This window comes from Roseibium sp., assembly GCF_048260565.1.
GTDB lineage: Bacteria > Pseudomonadota > Alphaproteobacteria > Rhizobiales > Stappiaceae > Roseibium.
Genome location: NZ_JBLXGP010000008.1, coordinates 200,002 through 220,084 on the forward strand (window position 1 = coordinate 200,002; position 20,083 = coordinate 220,084).

The 20,083-nt window shown below is 59.7% G+C and carries 18 protein-coding genes; 16 read left to right on the plus strand and 2 right to left on the minus strand.

Going from position 1 to position 20,083, the window contains the following annotated elements; genetic code table 11:
• The first annotated feature begins 4 nt into the window (after positions 1 to 4).
• From ACN0SO_RS17705 to dnaE, 8 genes are all read left to right on the plus strand, one after another.
• On the plus strand, positions 5 to 1,672 hold the full coding sequence (locus tag ACN0SO_RS17705) for a ribonuclease J (RefSeq protein ID WP_417680041.1): 1,668 nt from the start codon (positions 5 to 7) through the stop codon (positions 1,670 to 1,672).
• 48 nt (positions 1,673 to 1,720) lie between these two features.
• Positions 1,721 to 2,125: a methylmalonyl-CoA epimerase gene (gene mce / locus ACN0SO_RS17710; RefSeq protein ID WP_417680042.1), complete on the plus strand. Its 405-nt coding sequence runs from the start codon at positions 1,721 to 1,723 to the stop codon at positions 2,123 to 2,125.
• A gap of 134 nt (positions 2,126 to 2,259) precedes the next feature.
• Entirely contained in the window at positions 2,260 to 2,799 is a 540-nt protein-coding gene (locus tag ACN0SO_RS17715) for a metal-dependent hydrolase (RefSeq protein WP_417680043.1), read from the plus strand.
• A gap of 214 nt (positions 2,800 to 3,013) precedes the next feature.
• Complete coding sequence (locus tag ACN0SO_RS17720; protein WP_417680044.1) at positions 3,014 to 3,265, plus strand: DUF1467 family protein; 252 nt, start codon at positions 3,014 to 3,016, stop codon at positions 3,263 to 3,265.
• A 545-nt stretch (positions 3,266 to 3,810) separates the two neighbouring features.
• The gene (proS, locus tag ACN0SO_RS17725; RefSeq protein WP_417680045.1) at positions 3,811 to 5,142 is read left to right on the plus strand and encodes a proline--tRNA ligase; all 1,332 of its coding nucleotides are present in this window, start codon (positions 3,811 to 3,813) and stop codon (positions 5,140 to 5,142) included.
• A gap of 73 nt (positions 5,143 to 5,215) precedes the next feature.
• Positions 5,216 to 6,520, plus strand: coding sequence for a lipoprotein-releasing ABC transporter permease subunit (locus ACN0SO_RS17730; RefSeq protein WP_417680046.1), 1,305 nt, complete (start codon positions 5,216 to 5,218; stop codon positions 6,518 to 6,520).
• Positions 6,520 to 7,236, plus strand: a complete 717-nt coding sequence (locus ACN0SO_RS17735; RefSeq protein WP_417680047.1) for an ABC transporter ATP-binding protein — start codon at positions 6,520 to 6,522, stop codon at positions 7,234 to 7,236. The genes ACN0SO_RS17730 and ACN0SO_RS17735 overlap by 1 nt, the downstream gene beginning before the upstream one ends.
• 455 nt (positions 7,237 to 7,691) lie before the next feature.
• A complete protein-coding gene (gene dnaE / locus ACN0SO_RS17740) occupies positions 7,692 to 11,174 on the plus strand; it encodes a DNA polymerase III subunit alpha (RefSeq protein WP_417680048.1) in 3,483 nt (1,160 codons plus the stop codon).
• Positions 11,175 to 11,295: 121 nt separating this feature from the next.
• On the opposite strand, the gene ACN0SO_RS17745 is transcribed toward dnaE, so the two are convergent.
• Both ACN0SO_RS17745 and ACN0SO_RS17750 read right to left on the minus strand, forming a co-directional pair.
• Positions 11,296 to 11,688, minus strand: coding sequence for a hypothetical protein (locus ACN0SO_RS17745; protein WP_417680049.1), 393 nt, complete (start codon positions 11,686 to 11,688; stop codon positions 11,296 to 11,298).
• A 93-nt stretch (positions 11,689 to 11,781) separates the two neighbouring features.
• Positions 11,782 to 12,294 carry a VOC family protein gene (locus tag ACN0SO_RS17750; RefSeq protein WP_417680050.1) on the minus strand — a complete coding sequence of 171 codons (513 nt, stop codon included), beginning with the start codon at positions 12,292 to 12,294 and terminating at the stop codon, positions 11,782 to 11,784.
• 242 nt (positions 12,295 to 12,536) lie between these two features.
• Between ACN0SO_RS17750 and rpsB the strand changes: the two genes are divergently transcribed.
• The 8 genes from rpsB (at position 12,537) to rseP (ending at position 20,042) form a co-directional block, all read left to right on the plus strand.
• Complete coding sequence (gene rpsB / locus ACN0SO_RS17755) at positions 12,537 to 13,358, plus strand: 30S ribosomal protein S2 (RefSeq protein ID WP_417680051.1); 822 nt, start codon at positions 12,537 to 12,539, stop codon at positions 13,356 to 13,358.
• 144 nt (positions 13,359 to 13,502) lie between these two features.
• A complete protein-coding gene (gene tsf / locus ACN0SO_RS17760; protein WP_417680052.1) occupies positions 13,503 to 14,420 on the plus strand; it encodes a translation elongation factor Ts in 918 nt (305 codons plus the stop codon).
• A gap of 68 nt (positions 14,421 to 14,488) precedes the next feature.
• On the plus strand, positions 14,489 to 15,208 hold the full coding sequence (gene pyrH / locus ACN0SO_RS17765; RefSeq protein WP_417680053.1) for a UMP kinase: 720 nt from the start codon (positions 14,489 to 14,491) through the stop codon (positions 15,206 to 15,208).
• A gap of 112 nt (positions 15,209 to 15,320) precedes the next feature.
• Positions 15,321 to 15,884 carry a ribosome recycling factor gene (gene frr / locus ACN0SO_RS17770; RefSeq protein WP_346912211.1) on the plus strand — a complete coding sequence of 188 codons (564 nt, stop codon included), beginning with the start codon at positions 15,321 to 15,323 and terminating at the stop codon, positions 15,882 to 15,884.
• A 28-nt stretch (positions 15,885 to 15,912) separates the two neighbouring features.
• Positions 15,913 to 16,680 carry an isoprenyl transferase gene (locus ACN0SO_RS17775; protein ID WP_417680054.1) on the plus strand — a complete coding sequence of 256 codons (768 nt, stop codon included), beginning with the start codon at positions 15,913 to 15,915 and terminating at the stop codon, positions 16,678 to 16,680.
• A 1-nt stretch (position 16,681) separates the two neighbouring features.
• The gene (locus ACN0SO_RS17780; protein ID WP_417680055.1) at positions 16,682 to 17,539 is read left to right on the plus strand and encodes a phosphatidate cytidylyltransferase; all 858 of its coding nucleotides are present in this window, start codon (positions 16,682 to 16,684) and stop codon (positions 17,537 to 17,539) included.
• Between the two features lie 12 nt (positions 17,540 to 17,551).
• Positions 17,552 to 18,778: a 1-deoxy-D-xylulose-5-phosphate reductoisomerase gene (gene dxr / locus ACN0SO_RS17785; protein ID WP_417680056.1), complete on the plus strand. Its 1,227-nt coding sequence runs from the start codon at positions 17,552 to 17,554 to the stop codon at positions 18,776 to 18,778.
• Between the two features lie 127 nt (positions 18,779 to 18,905).
• Positions 18,906 to 20,042 (plus strand): RIP metalloprotease RseP, encoded by a 1,137-nt coding sequence (rseP, locus tag ACN0SO_RS17790; RefSeq protein ID WP_417680057.1) that lies wholly within the window; start codon positions 18,906 to 18,908, stop codon positions 20,040 to 20,042.
• Positions 20,043 to 20,083 lie beyond the last annotated feature (41 nt).

The following is a 20,083-nucleotide window of genomic DNA, read 5'->3' on the forward strand; positions in this document are numbered from 1 at the left end:
TTGAATGGCAGCAGCCAATGATATCGTCTTTTTGCCGCTCGGCGGCGTAGGCGAAATAGGAATGAACCTCGGCCTCTACGGCTATGGCCCGGAAGACGACAGATCCTGGCTTATCGTCGATTGCGGTGTTTCCTTTGCCGGTCCCGAATTGCCCGGGATCGATCTCGTTCTTCCCGACATCAAGTTCCTCGAAGAGGAAGTCAACAACATCGTCGGCATGGTCATCACCCATGCGCATGAAGATCACTATGGCGGGATTATCCATTTGTGGCCGTTCCTGAAGGTGCCAGTCTATGCGACCGCCTTCACCGCAGGCCTTCTGGAAGCCAAATACGAAAGCGAGCCGGGATCGGAGAAAGTTCCGGTCACCGTCGTCAAGCAGGGCGAACGCCACAAGATCGGTCCGTTCGATGTTGAATTCGTCGCCATGGCCCATTCCATCCCCGAGCCTTGCGCGCTGGCAATCCGCACGCCCGCCGGGCTGGTCCTTCACACCGGCGACTGGAAAATAGATCTGACACCGGGTGTCGGCCGGCCGATCGATCTGGACCGTCTTGCCGAAATCGGCCGGGAAGGGGTGATGGCGCTCGTTTGCGACAGCACCAACGCGATTCGTGACGGCGAAAGTCCGAGCGAGGCGGATGTCGCCGTCGAGTTGAAGAAGATCCTCAAGACGGCCAAGCACCGGGTGGCGGTGACAACCTTTGCCTCCAACGTGGCCCGTATTCGGGCGATCGCGGAGGCCGCCGCGGCCGCCGGCCGGGATGTGGTCGTCGTCGGCAGGTCCATGCTTCGGGTGATCGATGTCGCCGGCGAGCTCGGGTATCTGGACGGCCTGCCGTCCTTCCACGACGAGGAAGCCTTCGGCTATCTGCCCCGCGACAAGACGGTTCTGCTTTGCACCGGTTCGCAGGGCGAAGCGCGCGCCGCGCTTTCCAGGATCGCGTCGGGCGATCACCGCAACATCGCGCTCTCCAAGGGTGACATGGTGATCTTTTCCTCGCGGACGATCCCCGGGAACGAAAAAGCGGTCGGCGAGGTGTTGAACAATTTCGCCAAGACCGGTGTGGAGATCGTCACCGACCGGGACGGTCTGGTGCACGTTTCCGGGCACCCGCGGCGTGGCGAACTGGAACAGCTCTACAAGTTGCTCAAGCCGAAAGTCGTGGTTCCCGTCCACGGTGAACCGTTGCATCTTGCAGCGCACGCGGAGTTCGCGGCAGCGCAGAAGGTGCCGGAAGTCGTCCGTGGCAAGAATGGCGATATCATTCGGCTGGTTTCCGGTTCAGCCGGGATCATCGACGAGGCGCCGTCCGGCATCATGGTCAAGGATGGCAACATTCTTGACGATCCGGAAGTGACCGGCGTCAAGGAGAGGCGCAAACTGTCCTATGCCGGGGCAGTTGTCGTTGCGCTGGTGGTCGACCGGGCCGGCGACCTTCAGGACGATCCGGAAATCGCGCCGATGGGGCTTCCGGATACGGACGATGAAGGCGAGCCGATGGAAAACATCATCGCCAAGGCGGTGGTCGGTGCGATCCGGAGCATTCCGAAGGCCCGGCGCAAGGACAAGGATCTGGTCGGTGAGGCCGCCCGCAGGGCCGCCCGGTCCGCCGTTCTTGAGGTTTGGGGCAAGAAGACGCTCTGCAAGGTGCTGGTCACCCGCGTTTGAGGTCTGTCCGGGGCGTGGCGCCCGGAAACTGGTAGGGGAGTGAGGTTTATGATCGGTCGGTTGAATCACGTGGCGATTGCGGTTTCCGATATAGAGGCGGCTGCTGCTGTCTACCGCGATACCCTTGGGGCGGATGTGTCCGAAAAGGTGGCGCAACCCGATCACGGGGTGTCGACGGTGTTCATCAACCTGCCCAATACCAAGATCGAACTTCTGGAACCGCTCGGCGAGAACTCGCCGATTGCCAAGTTCCTGGAAAAGAACCCCTCCGGAGGCATTCATCATGTCTGTTACGAGGTGGATGACATCATCGCGGCCCGCGACAAGCTCCTCGCCGACGGTGCGCGCGTGCTCGGTGACGGCGAGCCGAAAATCGGCGCTCACGGCAAACCGGTGCTGTTCCTGCATCCGAAGGACTTTCTGGGCACCTTGACCGAGCTGGAAGAAGCCTAAAAGGTTTGCCGTTCGGAGTTTTCCCTGAAACGATCATACAGTTTTCAGGTTGTGGCCCCAATTCGGACCACGGAACCGATTATGCAATTGGGTAAGATTGTTATCAAACCTAACCCTTTGCATCATCGGATCCCATGCTGACCGCTCATCTTCCCGCCGGCTATTGCCTGACAAAACTGATGAAGGACCGGCCGCCGCTGTTGCTGCCGGTCGCCTTGTTGTTCTCGATTCTTCCGGATTTCGACCTGATCTGGTTTTTCCTGGTCGATGGCCGCCAGATCCATCATCACCGGTATTGGGTTCATATCCCGGCCTTCTGGGCCGTCGTCGGGACGGTATGTCTTGCGGCTTTCTGGCGTACGCGGTTTCGTCCTTACGTCGTCATTGCCATTGCCGCAGCCTTTCTGCATCTGGTGCTGGACAGCCTGGTCGGCGGCATTCTGTGGCTTTCTCCATGGGACAACACGCTTTACCAGCTCATTACGATCCGGCCGGCCAAACCGCACTGGTTGTTCAGTTTTATCCTGCACTGGACATTCCTTGCGGAGGTGATGATCTGGGGGCTGGCACTTGCGCTTTATCGGCGGGAAGGCCGGGCGGCCGCAGTTCCGGCCCAGCCCAGGGCGGTTGCCGTGGCCGCAGTCCCGGCCGCCAAGGCGCCGCCTTTCGAATAGATTGTCCAGTCATGGGTGCGACAAAGTCAGGCAACCTGCGGGACAGGAAGGAATTGGCCGGTGGCGGTCGCCTGTGCTAGGAGACCGGGTGCGTTGCAGGCAAACGCCGGCCGAATGGCGGAGGTGGCCCGCAAGCCGGTCTGTTGGTATCCGATGTTGACGAAGGGATTTTGAAGATCCCGGCCCATAAGCTGAAGAGGCATAGGCGAACACAATGAGCGTGACCTACGGCATCGCCGTCTATTTCATGATGTGGTGGATCCTGTTGTTTGCGTTTCTACCATTTGGTTTTCACCGGACCCAGGAAGAAGCGGGAGAAATCGTACCGGGCTCGGATCCGGGCGCTCCGGAAAAGCCGAAGTTCCTGCGGGTGATCGTTCTGACCACGGTCGTGACGTCGACGGTGTTTGCCGGGTTCTATTTTCTGAAAACATCCGGTTACAGTCTGGATGATCTGCCGTTCTGACGTGACCCGTTGGCCGGTTGATTTGCTGCGGCGCGTAGTTATTTGTGAGGTGAGGCGTAAAGTCGCGCTGCAATTCTCAGTAAAACTGCTTATGTAATATCAGACGGGCTCGCGGACAGAAAAAAAGGCAGAGCCAAGCTCTGCCTTATCTAAAGTTCCGCGTCTAAATATCCCTCTTGCCTCACTGCATTCATTCGAATTTCAGTGGGTCGGCTGCGACCGTTACCGGGCGCCGGAGGGATCTTCCTCCCAAGACTCAGACCGCGATGCCTATATCGGGGGTGGTGCATTCGCCAACCGCCCTTTTTCTTATGCGATGAGACACTATAGGATCAATTGACTGTTGTCACCTATTTGTATCGTAAAGCATATTTTTTTTGCTTGCACAGGAGTTTAGCAGGCGTAGGAACTGGCATGTCTGCCGTTTTTTAGGGCATTTCGGAAGAGAAAGTCGCCGGCTGACCCGCTTTGCACTTGTCATTCGTCTGCGCATGCGGTTTGACTGCGATCCGAATTCTGTAACCCTCGACCCCAGAGTGAAACTCATGCGTCTGTCCCGCTTCTTTCTGCCCATTTTGAAGGAAACGCCCAAGGAGGCGGAAATCGTCTCCCACCGTCTCATGCTGCGCGCCGGCATGATCCGTCAGCAATCCGCCGGGATCTATTCCTGGCTGCCGCTGGGGCATCGGGTGTTGCGCAAGATCGAGCGGATCGTGGAGGAGGAGCAGGCACGCGCCGGCGCGATCCAGCTTCTGATGCCGACCATCCAGTCCGCCGACCTGTGGCGGGAGAGCGGCCGGTATGACGCCTATGGCAAGGAGATGCTGCGTATCACCGACCGGCACGAGCGCGACATGCTTTACGGGCCGACGAACGAGGAAATGATCACGGACATCTTCCGCGCCTATGTCCGCTCCTACAAGGATCTGCCGCTGAACCTCTATCATATCCAGTGGAAGTTCCGCGACGAGGTTCGTCCCCGATTCGGGATCATGCGCGGCCGTGAGTTCCTGATGAAGGATGCCTATTCCTTCGATCTGGATCAGGAGCGGGCGGTAGAGTCCTATAACCGGATGTTCGTCGCCTATCTGCGCACCTACAAGCGTATGGGCCTGACCGCGATTCCGATGCGTGCGGAAACGGGTCCGATCGGCGGCGATCTGAGCCACGAATTCATCGTTCTGGCCGACACCGGCGAGAGCGAGGTCTATTGCCATGCCGATTACCTGGAAAAGGCCATCCCCGGCGACGACGTGGATTTCGACAGCGACCTGAGCCCGATCGTTGCGGACTGGACGTCCCATTACGCGGCGACGGAAGACGTTGTCGACAAGGGCGAATTCGAAGCCTCGGTACCTGAAGACAAGCGGATCGTCGCCCGCGGCATCGAAGTCGGCCAGACCTTTTATTTCGGCACCAAGTATTCCGATCCGATGGGCGCCAAGGTGGCAACCGCAGACGGGACGGAAGTTCCGGTTCACATGGGGTCTTACGGCATCGGCGTGTCGCGTTTGCTCGGCGCGATCATCGAGGCGAGCCATGACGACGACGGGATCATCTGGCCGGCGTCCGTTGCCCCGTTCCATGTCGGCCTGGTCAATCTGAAGGCCGGAGATGAACTGACGGACACTGCCTGCGAGGATCTCTACGGCAAGCTGGAACGGGCGGGCATCGAGGTGCTTTACGACGATACGGATGCCCGTGCCGGGTCGAAATTCGCCACCATGGACCTGATCGGCCTGCCGTATCAGGTGGTCGGTGGACCGCGCGGCCTTAAAGATGGCGTGTTTGAGGTGAAAAACCGGGCTACCGGCGAAAAGGAAATGCTGTCCCCAGAAGCAACGCTGAACAAGCTCGTTGCGGCATTGACGGCGTAAGTCTGCTCGCCGATCCTCCGAAGGGGTGATTCCGTGAACGGAATCTGGGGGCCTGACGGCAAGTGGACGTGTGATGACAGCACAAGGAACAGCAGAGACCGCTGATAATACGGAAGCGGTCTCCGGCACAAAGCCCTTTTCGGCTTTCGAATGGATGATCGCCGGACGCTATCTGCGTTCCAGGCGTCGCGAGACGTTCATTTCCGTGATCGCGGGGTTCTCGTTTGCCGGCATCATGCTGGGCGTAGCGACGCTCATCATCGTCATGGCGGTCATGAACGGGTTCCGCAGTGAGTTGCTCGGCAAGATTCTGGGCATCAATGGCCATATGCTGCTCCAGCCGATCGACCAGCCCCTGACCGATTACGACGAGGTGGCGAAAAGGTTAGAGAACGTTCCCGATGTGATCAGCGCCATCCCGTTCGTGGAAGGCCAGGCGCTGATTTCCGGCCCGGCCGGCAATCTGGGCGGACTGGTGCGCGGGCTCCACGAGCGCGACATGCGCAAGGTTCCCCTGGTCGCGAGCAATATCCTGCAGGGCACGCTCGACGATTTCGATTCCGGCAAGGGGATCGCCATCGGTTCGCGCATGGCCCAGCAACTCGGTGTGACCATCGGAGACAATGTCACCATCATTTCGCCGAGGGGCAACGTCACGCCGATGGGGGTGACGCCGCGGGTCAAGGCCTATCCTGTGACGGCGATCTTCGAGATCGGCATGAGCGAATATGATTCCACGTTCGTATTCATGCCCATTGCGGAGGCGCAGGGCTTCTTCCGGATGGACGGAAAGGCGACAGGCGTCGAGATTTATGTGCTCGATCCGGACCGGGTCGGTGAGATGAAAGCCGCGATCGAGGACGCCGCCAACCGCCCGGCCTATACTTCCGACTGGCGCCAGCGCAACGTCACCTTCTTTTCCGCCCTGGAGGTGGAACGGAACGTGATGTTCATCATCCTGACGCTGATCGTTCTGGTCGCGGCGCTCAACATCATTTCCGGACTGATCATGCTTGTGAAGGACAAGGGCAGGGACATTGCGATCCTGCGCACCATGGGGGCAACCCGGGGCTCCGTCATGCGGATCTTCCTGATCACCGGCGCAAGTATCGGCTTTGTTGGAACCATCGCCGGTTTTCTGCTCGGTCTTGTCGTTTGCCTCAATATCGAGAGCATCCGCCAGTTCATTTCCTGGGTGACCCGTACGCAGATCTTCGATCCGACGCTTTATTTTCTCTCCCGCCTTCCGGCAGATATCGACAGTGGCGAAACAGTCATGGTGCTGGTGATGGCGCTGGTGTTGTCCCTGTTGGCGACGCTCTATCCCGCCTGGCGCGCGGCGCGTCTCGATCCCGTGGAAGCGCTGAGGTACGAGTGATGGATATGCAAACGGAACCGGGACGACAGGCTCAAAACCGTCCGGCGGCTCTGGAACTGAAGCAGATCGAGCGTTGCTTCCAGGAGGGAGACAACGAACTGCGGATCCTGAGCAGTGCCAACCTGCGGCTTGGCGTCGGCGAAATGGTCGCGCTCGTCGCCCCTTCCGGCACGGGCAAGTCGACGCTTTTGCATATCGCGGGCCTTCTGGAGCATCCCGACAGCGGCGATGTTTTCATCGGCGGTCGGAACTGTTCCGAGCTCGACGACGACCAGCGAACGGCGATCCGGCGGAACGATGTCGGCTTCGTCTATCAGTTCCATCATCTGCTGCCTGAATTCACCGCTTTGGAAAACATCATGATGCCGCAGATGATCCGGGGCTTGAGGAAAGACGTGGCCGCGGAACGGGCCCAGGAGCTTCTGGAATACATGCGCATGGGGGCAAGGGCCACCCATCGTCCTTCCGAACTTTCCGGCGGCGAGCAGCAGCGTGTCGCCGTCGCGCGAGCGGTGGCCAATGCGCCGCGAATCCTGCTTCTGGACGAACCGACGGGCAATCTCGATCCGCATACGGCGCATTATGTCTTTGATGCGTTGCAGGCGCTGGTTCGAGCTTCCGGGGTTGCGGCCCTCTTTGCGACCCATAACATGGAACTCGCGGGCCGAATGGACCGGGCGATTACCCTGGAAGAGGGCAGGATCGTTCCCCTTTGACCGGAACCGGGGTGGGAGAACCAATACAGAACATTGATATTGCCAAGCTTTATGACTGAGATCAAAAAGTGAGAACAAAAAGTGCTTGCAATGAGAACATAAAAGGAACATAGTGTTTTTATTGAGTTGAGTTTCCCGTGTTGGAGGACGACATGATCTACTTGGCCCGCGATTTTGCCGCACTCGGTTCTCTTGTTTGCTTTTGCGCGACCCTCGCTGTTTGGGGCGACGTGCTGATGGGGCTGCACTAAGCGGACCCTTATGTTTCATGGGCCCCGGCGCCTGTGGTTTTCCAATACCTGATCGCTCCCGCAGGTGATGCGGCTTTGCCTGAGTGGCAATAAAAGAGCGACGGTGGCGGTGAATGCTGGTGAATATCCGCGTTCCCGCCTCGACAGCCGTTCCTGGAACCGTTTCACTTAACCGCGATTCCTGACCGAGCGGTGGTGTGCGTGATGACGATCCCTGTTTCCCCTGAACGGACTTCCTCTGAAGAGGACGGTGGCGTCGGTTACGTCCATCTGCGCGTGCATTCGGCCCTGTCTTTGCTGGAAGGCGCGTTGCCGATCAAGAAACTGCTCGATCTGGCAAAGGCGGATGAACAGCCGGCGCTTGCCATTACCGATACGGGCAATCTCTTCGGAGCCCAGGAGTTTTCCGCCAAGGCCTGGGGGGCGGGGATCCAGCCGATTATCGGCTGTCAGCTTTCCGTCGATTTCAAGGACGGCGCCGAAGGCGGAAGGCGCGGCGAGCCGCCGCTTTCCAATGTGATCCTGCTGGCCATGGACGAGACCGGCTACGGCAACCTGATGGAACTGAGTTCACGCGCGTTCCTCGATACCGAGACCGGTCTGATACCCCACGTCACGGGGGAATACCTTGAAGAAAAGTCAGCCGGATTGATCCTGCTGACAGGCGGGAGCCTCGGGCCGATCGGCAAGATGATAACCTCGGGGCAGAAGGATCTGGCGCGGGCTCGGCTGGTACGTCTGGCTGAGGCGTTCGAGGGACGTTGCTACGTGGAACTCCAGCGCCATGGCACGGAAGAGGAACGGCGGACCGAACCAGCCTTTATCGATCTTGCCTACGAACTTGGCCTGCCGCTTGTGGCGACCAATGAGGCCTTTTTTCCCAAGCGCGAAGACTATGAAGCCCATGATGCGCTGATCTGTATCGCGGAAGGGCGGGTCATCATCGAAGAGGACCGGCGCCGTCTGACGCCGGAACATTATTTCAAGTCACGCGCGGAAATGACCGAGCTCTTCTCCGACCTTCCGGAGGCGCTGGCCTCTACCGTGGAGATCGCGCAACGCTGCAGCTATCGCCCGGTCCGCCGGGATCCGATCCTGCCACGGTTTGCCGGGGCCGATGCGGACCCGGAGGAAGCGGAGCAGGCGGAAGCGGAAGAACTCAAGCGCCAGGCGCGGGAAGGTCTGATCGCGCGCCTGGAGGCCCACGGGCTGGCTCCGGAGCTTGAGGAAAAAGACTATTGGGATCGACTGGACTACGAGCTCGGCATTATCGAGCGGATGAAGTTCCCGGGGTACTTCCTGATCGTTGCCGACTTCATCAAATGGGCCAAGGCCCATGACATTCCCGTCGGCCCGGGCCGTGGTTCGGGTGCCGGTTCGCTCGTCGCATGGTCGCTGACCATCACCGACCTCGATCCGATGCGGTTTTCGCTGCTGTTCGAACGCTTCCTCAATCCGGAACGTGTTTCGATGCCGGACTTCGATATCGATTTCTGCCAGAGCCGGCGTGAAGAGGTGATCCGCTACGTTCAGGAGAAATACGGCCGCAAGCAGGTGGCCCAGATCATCACCTTCGGGTCGTTGCAGGCGCGCGCGGTTCTGCGCGATGTCGGGCGTGTGCTGCAGATGCCATACGGTCAGGTGGACCGGCTCTGTAAGCTGGTGCCTGCCAATCCGGCCAACCCGGTTACGCTCGCTCAGGCCATCGAAGACGAACCTCGGCTTCGAGAGGCGGCGCGGGATGAGGAGATCGTCGACAAGCTTCTGATAATGGCACAGAAGCTGGAGGGGCTTTACCGCCACGCATCGACGCATGCTGCCGGCGTGGTGATCGGCGACCGGCCTCTGGAGCAACTCGTACCGCTCTACCGAGACCCGCGGTCCGACATGCCCGTCGCCCAGTTCAACATGAAGATGGTCGAGGATGCCGGCCTGGTGAAGTTCGACTTCCTCGGACTGAAGACGCTGACGGTGATCGATACGGCGGTGAAGCTGATCGAGCGGCGCGGTGTCAATGTAGATGTCGCTTCGCTGCCGATCGATGACGAAAAGACCTACCAGCTTCTGGCCAAGGGCGAGACCTTCGGCGTGTTCCAGCTGGAAAGTCAGGGCATGCGCCGGGCCATCGCCGGCATGAAGCCGGACCGGTTCGAGGACATCATTGCGCTTGTGGCTCTCTACCGCCCGGGTCCGATGGAAAACATCCCGGTCTACAACGCGGTGAAGCACGGAGAGCAGGAGCCGGACTGCCTGCATCCGCTCCTGGAACCGATCCTGATGGAGACGAACGGCATTATCGTCTACCAGGAACAGGTGATGCAGATCGCCCAGGTTCTGTCCGGCTATTCGCTCGGCGAAGCAGACCTTCTGCGCCGTGCAATGGGCAAGAAGATTGCCGCGGAGATGGAAATCCAGCGGGCGCGCTTCGTCGACGGGGCCGTGGAGCGGGGGATCAACAAGGGCCAGGCCGGAACGATCTTCGACCTGGTGGCGAAGTTCGCCAACTACGGCTTCAACAAGTCCCACGCCGCCGCTTACGCGCTCGTCTCCTATCATACCGCCTGGCTGAAGGCGAACTATCCGGTCGAGTTCATGGCGGCTTCCATGACGCTCGATCTGGGTAACACGGACAAGCTTGGCGATTTCCGGCAGGAAGCGCGGCGTATGGGGATCGAGATCGTGCCGCCGACGATCAACCGGTCCATGGTTCATTTCGACGTGGACGACGGCAAGATCGTCTACGCCATGGGCGCCATCAAGGGCGTCGGCGAACATGCGGTCGAGCACATCGTGGAGGTGCGCGGCGACACGCCGTTTACGAGCCTGGGCGATTTCGCCCGGCGGATCTCGCCGAAATTCCTCAACAAACGGACCTTGGAAAACCTTGTCGCTGCCGGTGCGTTCGACGAACTGGAGCCGAACCGGGCACGGGTGCTGGAAGGGCTCGACCGGATCATGGGCCTGGCGCAACGCACCGAGGAGAACAAGAGCCTCGGCCAGGATGAACTCTTCGGTGGCAGCGATGGCGAGGAGCCGTTGCAGCTTCCCGATGCCGCCCCCTGGAGCGGAGAGGAAAGGCTCCAGCGAGAACACGCCGCCATCGGGTTCTACCTGTCGGCGCATCCGCTCGATGATTTCGGGCCGCTCATGGAAAAGATGCGGGTGCAGCCCTGGGCGAAATTCGCCGAAGCCGTGAAGAAGGGCGCATCGGCCGGACGGTTGGCCGGAACGGTGCTGTCCAAGCAGGAACGCAAGACCCGCACCGGCAGCCGGATGGGCATCGTGCGTCTGTCGGACGCCACCGGCCAATATGAAGGCCTGCTCTTCAAGGAGAAGCTGGAACAGTTCCGCGATCAGCTTGAGCCGGGCCGATCCGTGGTTTTGCTGGTTGGCGCGGACATGCGCGACGATGAACCCTCGATCCGCATCGAGCAGGTCGATCCGATAGAGAAGGTGGTTACCCGGCTGCAGAAGAGCATGCGGGTGTTCCTGCGGGACGAGCGTCCGGTGGAAAGCCTGCGCAGGCATCTGCAGGTGCGCGGCGAGGGGGAAGTCACCGTCGTTGTGCTTCTCGATAACGGTGCGCGCGAAGTCGAGGTCAAGCTGCCGGGCAAGTTCCGCCTGTCGCCGGAAATCGCCGGAGCGCTCAAGGCGGTTCCCGGCGTCACCGACGTGCAGATGGCGTGAAGCCGTACCGGATCGTGCGTTCTGTTTTTCTTATTTTTTTCTGCAAAACAGAAGGTAGCCAGAGCCTCGAAGCAGCATGAGAAGCCGAGGTTAGCCTCAGAATGCCAATGACGAGCAATGCCTAAGTTTCAGTAGAAGCGGTCGCTTTTTCAACTAAGTCGACAATCTCGGGGAAAGTTAGCGTGAAGACCCCTGCTTCCCCAAGGTCATAGAGCTCGCGGAACTCCAAATAGGATTCCGAGAAATCAGGATGATCGGCAGTTGGCCCATCGCTTGCTACCAGTTCGGTCGCGGCGGCTCTCAGCATCTCTTCAGTTACGGGAACGTGCGGCAATACCGTTTGCAAGCCGCCTTCCATTCTGGGATTGCGAATACGCACTCCAGTTAATGCGGTCGAATAGATTGGCCCGACCACATTGTTGTCGGTAATTGCCAAGATCAGGATATGCGCGTCTCCGTCCTGCGGCCGTCCTTGCGTCCTCCAAATCTGTCCAGCATTGAACCGGTCTGCCATATAGTCCTACTCCCCAGCGTTCTTCAAAGCCCCATCCTTCGGCACAGGCTGGACAGCCTTCCTTGGGTTTACGAAATTAAGATCTAGGGCGGGTTATTGGCCGGCCGGCCAGATGATTTCCACCCGGATCCCGCCGGGTTCGGCAAACATCATGTGCATACGCGGTCCGTCCCCCAGCGGTTCAGGTTCGAATTCCATGACGATGCCGGGCCAGCGGCGCACCTTGTCCGCCACCTCCAACAGGTCTTCTTTCGTGGCGACCTCGAGGGCGACGTGATGGAGGCCGATGTTGGTCTTGCGGTTGAATTCCGTCATGGACCGGGATCGGTCGGCCTGCCAGAGGGTGAAACGGCAATACCCGTCCGACACGGTCGTTCGCGGATAGCTGTCGTCCCGGCCTAGCAATGTCCATCCGAGCAAATCGGTGAAAAATGACGTCGTCTGATCCAGATCCCGGACGGTCAGGCCGAGGTGGTTGATGCCTTTTGTGGTCAAGTTCAGTACCCTTGCCGGAAGAGGTGGTGAGGTTCGCCTGTCGTGGTAGACCAGCTGCCATGCGGGGGCAATGATGTCCGGCCGGATCGTGCGGGAATGGAATATCGGCATGCGCTGTCCATCCGTGGCAGCTGGCGCGCGCTTCCTGACAGCGAACAAAGCGCGAAAAACTGCTCTCCAGGCCTTGAATTCACGAAGCGGTCCAACTATAAGGCGCCCATTCCACACGCAAGGGGCGGAAACCGAGCTTATCGGCCTTCCATCCGGTGATCGTCTGGAGCTTCTCACTGGAAGCGCCTTCGGTCCAAATCCTCTTGCGGAGGTTAAACCGGAAAATCAGGAGTTTAAGGGCCATGGCTCTGCCCGATATCAACATGCGTCAGCTCTTGGAAGCTGGCGTTCACTTCGGCCACCAGAAGCACCGCTGGAACCCGCGCATGGGCCAGTACATCTTCGGTGTCCGCAATGACGTTCACATCATCGACCTTGCCCAGACCGTCCCGCTGCTGCATCAGGCCCTGAAGGCCGTCAGCGATACAGTTGCCGGTGGTGGCCGCGTTCTGATCGTCGGCACCAAGCGTCAGGCACAGGACGCCGTGGCGACCGCTGCGCGCAACTCCGCGCAGTATTTCGTCAACGCCCGCTGGCTCGGCGGCATGCTGACCAACTGGAAGACCATTTCCCAGTCGATCCAGCGCCTGCGCAAGCTCGAAGAAACGCTCAATTCCGACGCAGCGAACGCTCTGACCAAGAAAGAGCGCCTGTTCATGGACCGCGAGCGTGAGAAGCTCGAGCGCAACCTCGGCGGCATCAAGGACATGGGCGGTATCCCGGACCTGATCTTCGTGATCGATACCAACCGTGAAGCGATTGCCATCCAGGAAGCCCGCCGTCTGGGCATTCCGGTCGCGGCTATCCTCGATTCGAATTCCAATCCGGAAGGCATCTCCTATCCGGTGCCGGGCAACGATGACGCCGGTCGCGCCATCACCCTCTACTGCGATCTGATCGCGCGTTCTGCCATCGACGGCATTTCCCGCGCTCAGGGTGCTTCCGGCATGGATGTCGGTGCTGCGGAAGAGGCTCCGGTTGAGGAAGCTCTGGCAGAAACCGAAGCTGAAGAAGCCGTTGCTGCAGAAGAAGCTCCGGCCGAAGAAACAGCCGCTCAGGCTTGATTGTTTTGCCGCTGTAATGCCGGCGGCAGAAATCTGTTGAATTCGCAGAGGGGGCTGCAATTCGTTGCAGTCCCGTCATAAAGGCACGGGTGATTTACCGTTACACCGGGCCGTATCAATAACCCCCCATGCACGAGGCAATCGATGAGCATTACCGCTGCGATGGTAAAAGAGCTCCGCGAGAAATCCGGCGCTGGCATGATGGACTGCAAGACCGCCTTGACCGAGTCGGGTGGCGATATGGAAGCCGCCATTGACTGGCTGCGCACCAAGGGCCTGGCAAAGGCGGCCAAGAAGGCCGGTCGTGTTGCCGCTGAAGGCCTGGTCGGCGTCGCCGCTGAAGGTACCAAGGCTGCCGTGATCGAACTGAACTCCGAAACGGACTTCGTTGCCCGTAACGAAGGGTTCCAGGACCTGGTCAAGAACGTGGCCGGTGTCGCGGTGGCGACCGATGGTTCGCTGGACGCGGTCAACGCCGCCACGATCGACGGTAAATCCGTAGCCGATGCGATCACCGATGCGATCGCGACAATCGGTGAGAACATGACCCTTCGCCGGACGGCCATGCTGTCTGTCTCCGAAGGCGTCGTTGCCACCTATGTTCACGGTGCGGTTTCCGACGGTCTCGGCAAGATCGGCGTTCTGGTCGCTCTGGAATCTTCCGGCGACAAGGACAAACTGAACGGCCTTGGCCGTCAGATCGCGATGCATGTTGCCGCAACCAGCCCGCTGGCTCTGAATACCGACGAGCTCGACCCGGCAGTCGTGGAGCGTGAGCGGAGCGTGTTCTCCGAACAGGCGCGCGAATCCGGCAAGCCGGAAAACATCATCGAAAAGATGGTGGAAGGTCGCCTGCGCAAGTTCTATGAAGAAGTCACGCTGGTTAAACAGGCCTTCGTGATCGATCCGGACAAGACGGTCGAACAGGCTGTCGAGGCGATGGCCAAGGAACTTGGCACGCCCGTCAAGCTGACCGGTTTCGTCCGCTTCGCCCTCGGCGAGGGGATCGAGAAGGAAGAGCAAGACTTCGCCGCAGAGGTGGCAGCAGCCACCGGGCAGTAAGTTCGAAAAGCGCCGGCATTGACCGGCGCTTTTTTTTGAGAGGCCACAACAAGAAATAGGGTTCCGCCATGACCAATCCGCTCCGCTGGAAACGCGTGCTTCTGAAGCTGTCTGGGGAGGCTCTTATGGGGAACCAGTCCTTCGGTATCGATCCGGCCATCGTGCAGCGGATCGCGAAGGAAATAGCCGATGCGGTGGCTCTGGGCGCCCAGGTCGGGGTCGTTGTGGGCGGTGGTAACATCTTCCGTGGCGTGGCCGTGGCCGCCAAGGGCGGCAACCGGGTCACCGGCGACCACATGGGCATGCTGGCGACCATCATGAACAGCCTGACGATCGCCGATGCCCTGCGCCGGCTGAAAGTGCAGGCTCGGGTGCTCTCCGCCGTTCCGGTTCCTTCCATTTGCGAGACGTTCACCCAGCGTGTCGCCGAGCGTTACATGGAAGACGGTGACGTGATCGTCTTTGCGGGCGGCACGGGTAACCCGTTCTTCACGACCGATTCAGGTGCGGCCCTGCGGGCTGCGGAGATGAAATGCGATGCCTTCTTGAAAGGCACGCAGGTCGACGGCGTTTATTCCGAAGATCCGAAGATCAATCCGGATGCCGTACGCTACGATACCCTCGGCTATGAGGAAGTGATCCAGCGCGATCTGAAGGTCATGGACACCACGGCCATCGCTCTTGCGCGTGACAATTCCATTCCCGTAATCGTCTTTTCCATTCACACCCCGGGTGCCCTGGTCAGTGTTTTGCAGGAAACCGGTACTTACACGGTTGTCGGCGGCTGATAGTTTTCCCTTTTAGCCGCGGCCTGCCCCTTGTGTTTCGGCGCGAGTGTGCCATCTTGGCGCCGGCTGAGAGTCTATTAAAACGAACAAATTAGAATGAAGTGAGGACAATATGCCCGTAGAAGGTATTGACCTGGACGATTTACAGCGCCGCATGCAGGGCGCTTTGTCGGTCCTGAAAACCGAATTCGCTGGGCTGCGCACGGGCCGCGCCTCCGCCAGCATGATGGATCCGATCAACGTTGAGGCCTACGGGCAGACCATGCCAATCAACCAGGTTGCGACCGTCAGCGTGCCCGAGCCGCGCATGGTCGCGGTCCAGGTCTGGGACAAGGGCATGGTCTCTGCCGTTGAAAAGGCGATCCGCGAATCGAACCTTGGCCTCAATCCGGTCGTCGATGGCCAGTTGCTGCGCCTGCCGATCCCGGAACTGAACCAGGAACGGCGCCAGGAGCTGATCAAGGTTGCGCATAAATACGCCGAGCAGGCCAAGGTCGCCATTCGCCACGTGCGCAGGGACGGAATGGATACGGCGAAGAAGCTGGAAAAAGACGGTGATATCAGCCAGGACGATAGCCGGGTCGCATCTGATGAAGTCCAGAAGCTGACGGACAGCATGATCGGCGAGGTCGATGCGATGCTGGAGAAAAAAGAACAGGAAATCTCCCAGGTCTGATGCGCATCGGCTGAAAGCAGGGTCTCTCATGACGATCAGTCCCGATCGAGAATCCGAGGATACGGCGACCGATTCGGCAGCCGGTTCCTTGCCGCGCCATGTCGCTTTGATCATGGACGGGAATGGCCGTTGGGCAACGGCCAGGGGATTGCCGCGCACCGAAGGCCATCGTCATGGATTGGAAGCGTTGCGCCGCACGATCCGGCACGCGGCCCAAACCGGTATTCGCTATTTGACGATCTACAGTTTCTCTTCGGAAAACTGGAGCCGTCCGCAGCCGGAAGTCAGCTTCCTGATGGGGCTCCTGCGCCGTTTCGTTCAGCGTGACCTTACTGAAATCCATAATGCCAATGTCAGGATCAAGGTGATCGGGGATCGGCTTACGCTGGAACCCGGTATCCGCGCGTTGCTGGTCGAGGCGGAAGAACTGACCAAAAACAACACAGGCATGACCCTTGTCGTCGCGTTCAACTATGGATCGCGCGACGAAATCACCCGATCGGTCCGCCAACTTGCGGAGGAGGTTGCCTCCGGCCGGCTGGCCCCGGAAGATATCGACGAGAAGGCGATCGCAAGCCGGCTCGATACGGCGGATCTTCCGGATCCGGATCTCATTATCCGCACCAGTGGTGAACTCAGGCTATCGAATTTCCTGATGTGGCAGGCTGCCTATTCGGAGTTCCATTTTTCACCGGTCCATTGGCCCGATTTCGACGAGGCGGCGTTCGATCAGGCCCTGTCGGACTTCATGGGACGCGAGCGCCGGTTCGGTGGCTTGGCCGCCAAAGCACTCTAAGATGCCCGGTCAGGAAGGGGCCACGGCGGACAAGGGCCCGAAAAACAAGTCCGATTTGAAATTAAGGGTGCTTTCTGCAGCTGTTCTTGGACCTATCGTCCTTGGCCTTGCATGGTTAGGCGGTCCTGCATTCGGCATGCTTGCGCTGGTGGCTGCCATCCTTTTTTTGCACGAATGGTTCGCAATGACGGGAACCGGTCTTCGGACGCCGCACGGGGTTGCCGGATATCTGGTGCTCGTCGGGATCGCGCTTGGCTATCACTTCGGATATCCCGGTCTCTCCCTGGCGTGTCCCGTAGTTGGAGCGCTTGTCGTCTACGGCCTGAGCGGGTTTAGCCGGACAGGACGTTGGGCGGCCGAAGGTGTAGTATATGCGGGGCTGGCCCTCTATGCGCTGCTTGTCATCAGGGGCGGGGAGCAAGGTCTGGCATTCCTGTTTTTCCTGCTTGTCTTGGTCTGGGCGACCGATATTGCGGCTTATTTCACCGGCAGGAGCCTTGGTGGGCCGAAGCTGTGGAAAAAAATTTCTCCGAACAAGACCTGGTCCGGTGCCATCGGCGGGTTGGTCTGCGCGGTTTTGCTCGGCCTGGGTACGGTAGCGATTGCCGGGAAGGCCGATCTTTTCAACTGGGCTCTGCTCGCGGCCGTCTTGTCGATCGTCTCGCAATTGGGGGATCTCCTGGAATCCGGTGTCAAACGGCGTTTCGACGTAAAGGATTCCAGTCATCTCATTCCGGGGCACGGCGGCATCATGGATCGGGTCGACGGGTTGGTTGCCGCGGCAATCGCGGCTGTTGCGCTTGGATTTGTGTTCGGCGGGAGCTTCGCGGATCCGATTTCCGGCCTCGCGCTTGGCTAAGGGACCTGTTTCATGGACGCGGCCTCGTCCTCACCGATGGACATGGAAATGAATGGCACGACAAATCCGATGCGCCTGATCGTGCTGGGTGCGACGGGCTCGATCGGGAAAAGCACGCTTGACCTCGTCGCGCGCAACCCTGAGCGGTTCAAGGTGGTTGCGCTTGTTTCCAACAACAATGCGGACGAACTGGCGCGCCTGGCCCGTCTGGTGAATGCCGAATCCGCCGTTCTGGCCAATGAGGCGCATGGTCCCGCACTGGTGCAGGCCCTGTCGGGAAGCGGTATTGCCGTTTCGGCCGGAAGCCAGGCCGTTCTGGAAGCCGTTGAACGTCCGGCAGACATGGTTGTTGCCGGCATCGTGGGCGCTGCAGGGCTGGTCCCGACCCTTGCTGCCATCAAGCCGGGCAGGGTGATCGCCCTTGCCAACAAGGAGTGTCTGGTTTCCGCCGGAGACCTTTTCATGGACAGGGTCCGGCGTATTGGCGCAACGCTTCTTCCGGTCGACAGTGAACACAATGCCATCTTCCAGGTCTTCGAGCCCGAAAACCGTCGCGAAGTGGAGAAGGTCATCCTGACGGCCTCCGGCGGACCTTTCCGGACGACCCACCTGGAGGACATGGCGGGGATCACGCCGGAACAGGCCCTTAAACATCCCAATTGGGAAATGGGGCAACGGATCACCATCGACAGTGCCACCTTGATGAACAAGGGATTCGAAGTGATCGAGGCTTTTCATCTGTTCCCGGTCGAAGAGGACCAATTGGGGGTGCTCGTTCATCCCCAATCGGTCGTGCACGGGCTGGTGCAATATGCCGATGGTTCTCTGCTGGCACAGATGGGGTCCCCTGACATGCGGACCCCTATTGCCCATTGCCTCGCCTGGCCGAAACGGATGTCGGTGCCGCTCAAGCGGCTCGATCTGGCCGAAATCGGTTCGCTCACCTTTGAGAAGCCCGACCCGGTTCGCTTTCCCGCGCTCGGACTGGCGCTGTCATCTTTAAAACGCGGCGGCGGAGCGACCTGCGCCCTCAACGCCGCAGATGAAATCGCCGTCAGCGCCTTTTTGGACCGACGTCTGCGCTTTCCGGACATTCCGGTGGCTGTCGAGGCGACAATCAACCGGCTCGAAGCCGCCGACCGGCTCGGTCAGCCCGACAGTGTGGAAACGGTCATGGCACTGGATGCGGAGGCACGTGTCATTTGTGCCGATTGGATTGCCGAACACGGCGGGCGATAAAGCTGCTCTGTCGGCGGTCCCGTTTTGGGGAAATTCGAATTCCCACCATTAACGTGCCGTAATCTCGTAATCTGCTAGTCTGACTATATCCGTATCGGGCGCACGCGCATCACAACAGGAACTCTCAATGGAACTTCTTTCCTCGGCCTTCGGACTTGTGGTTGGCTATATCGTGCCGTTTCTGTTTGTTCTGACGATCGTCGTTTTCTTTCATGAGCTCGGCCATTTTCTGGTCGCCCGCTGGTGCGGCGTGAAGGTGGATGCGTTTTCCGTCGGGTTCGGGCGGGAGCTTTTCGGACGAACCGACAAGAAGGGGACCCGGTGGCGTTTGTCGCTTATTCCGCTCGGCGGCTATGTGAAATTTGCCGGCGATGAAAATGCGGCCAGCGTGCCTGACTGGGAGCGAATCGAGGCCATGCCTGCGGAAGAACGCGCCGGGGCATTCATAGCCAAGCCGGTCTGGCAGCGTGCGGCCGTGGTGGCGGCCGGGCCAATCGCGAATTTCATCTTGTCCATTGCGATTTTCGCTACGATTTTCATGCTCTTCGGGCGAATTGTTGCAGCACCGGTTGTGGATGTCGTTCAGCCCGACAGTGCGGCCGCCGTCGGTGGCCTGAAACCGGGCGATCTGATCGTTTCCGTCGATGGGGATGAAATCGCCACGTTTTCCGACCTTCAGCGCATCGTGTCCGTCAGTGCGAACGTGCCGCTGATTCTGGATGTGAAACGGGGGGACGAAACCGTGACCCTGACGGTCACTCCGCAGTACCGCGAACTGAAGGATCGTTTTGGGAACGTGCAGCGTATCGGTCTTCTGGGCGTTTCGCGCAGCGTGCAGGAAGACGACCTGATTCACGAGAAATTCGGGCCGGTTTCGGCGGTTACCGAAGGGACCAAGGAAACTTACTATATCGCTTCCCGAACGCTCGATTATATCTGGGGCGTGATTTCCGGTCGGGAATCGGCAGATCAGCTCGGTGGGCCGATCCGCGTAGCGCAGGTCTCCGGTCAGGTTGCAACCCAGGGGATCATTCCCCTGTTTTCCCTGGCAGCGATCCTGTCGGTCAGTATCGGCCTCTTGAACCTGATGCCGGTGCCGATGCTGGACGGCGGACATCTGGTGTTTTACGCCGCGGAAGCGGTTCGGGGAAAGCCGCTCAGCGAAAGGGTCCAGGATATCGGGTTCCGGATCGGGATTGCCATCGTTCTACTTCTGATGGTTTTTGCCACCTGGAACGACGTGCTGCATCTGACGCGCTTGTAGGGCGGGCGGTCCGTGGCATCCACGCAACGCATTCAATTGAA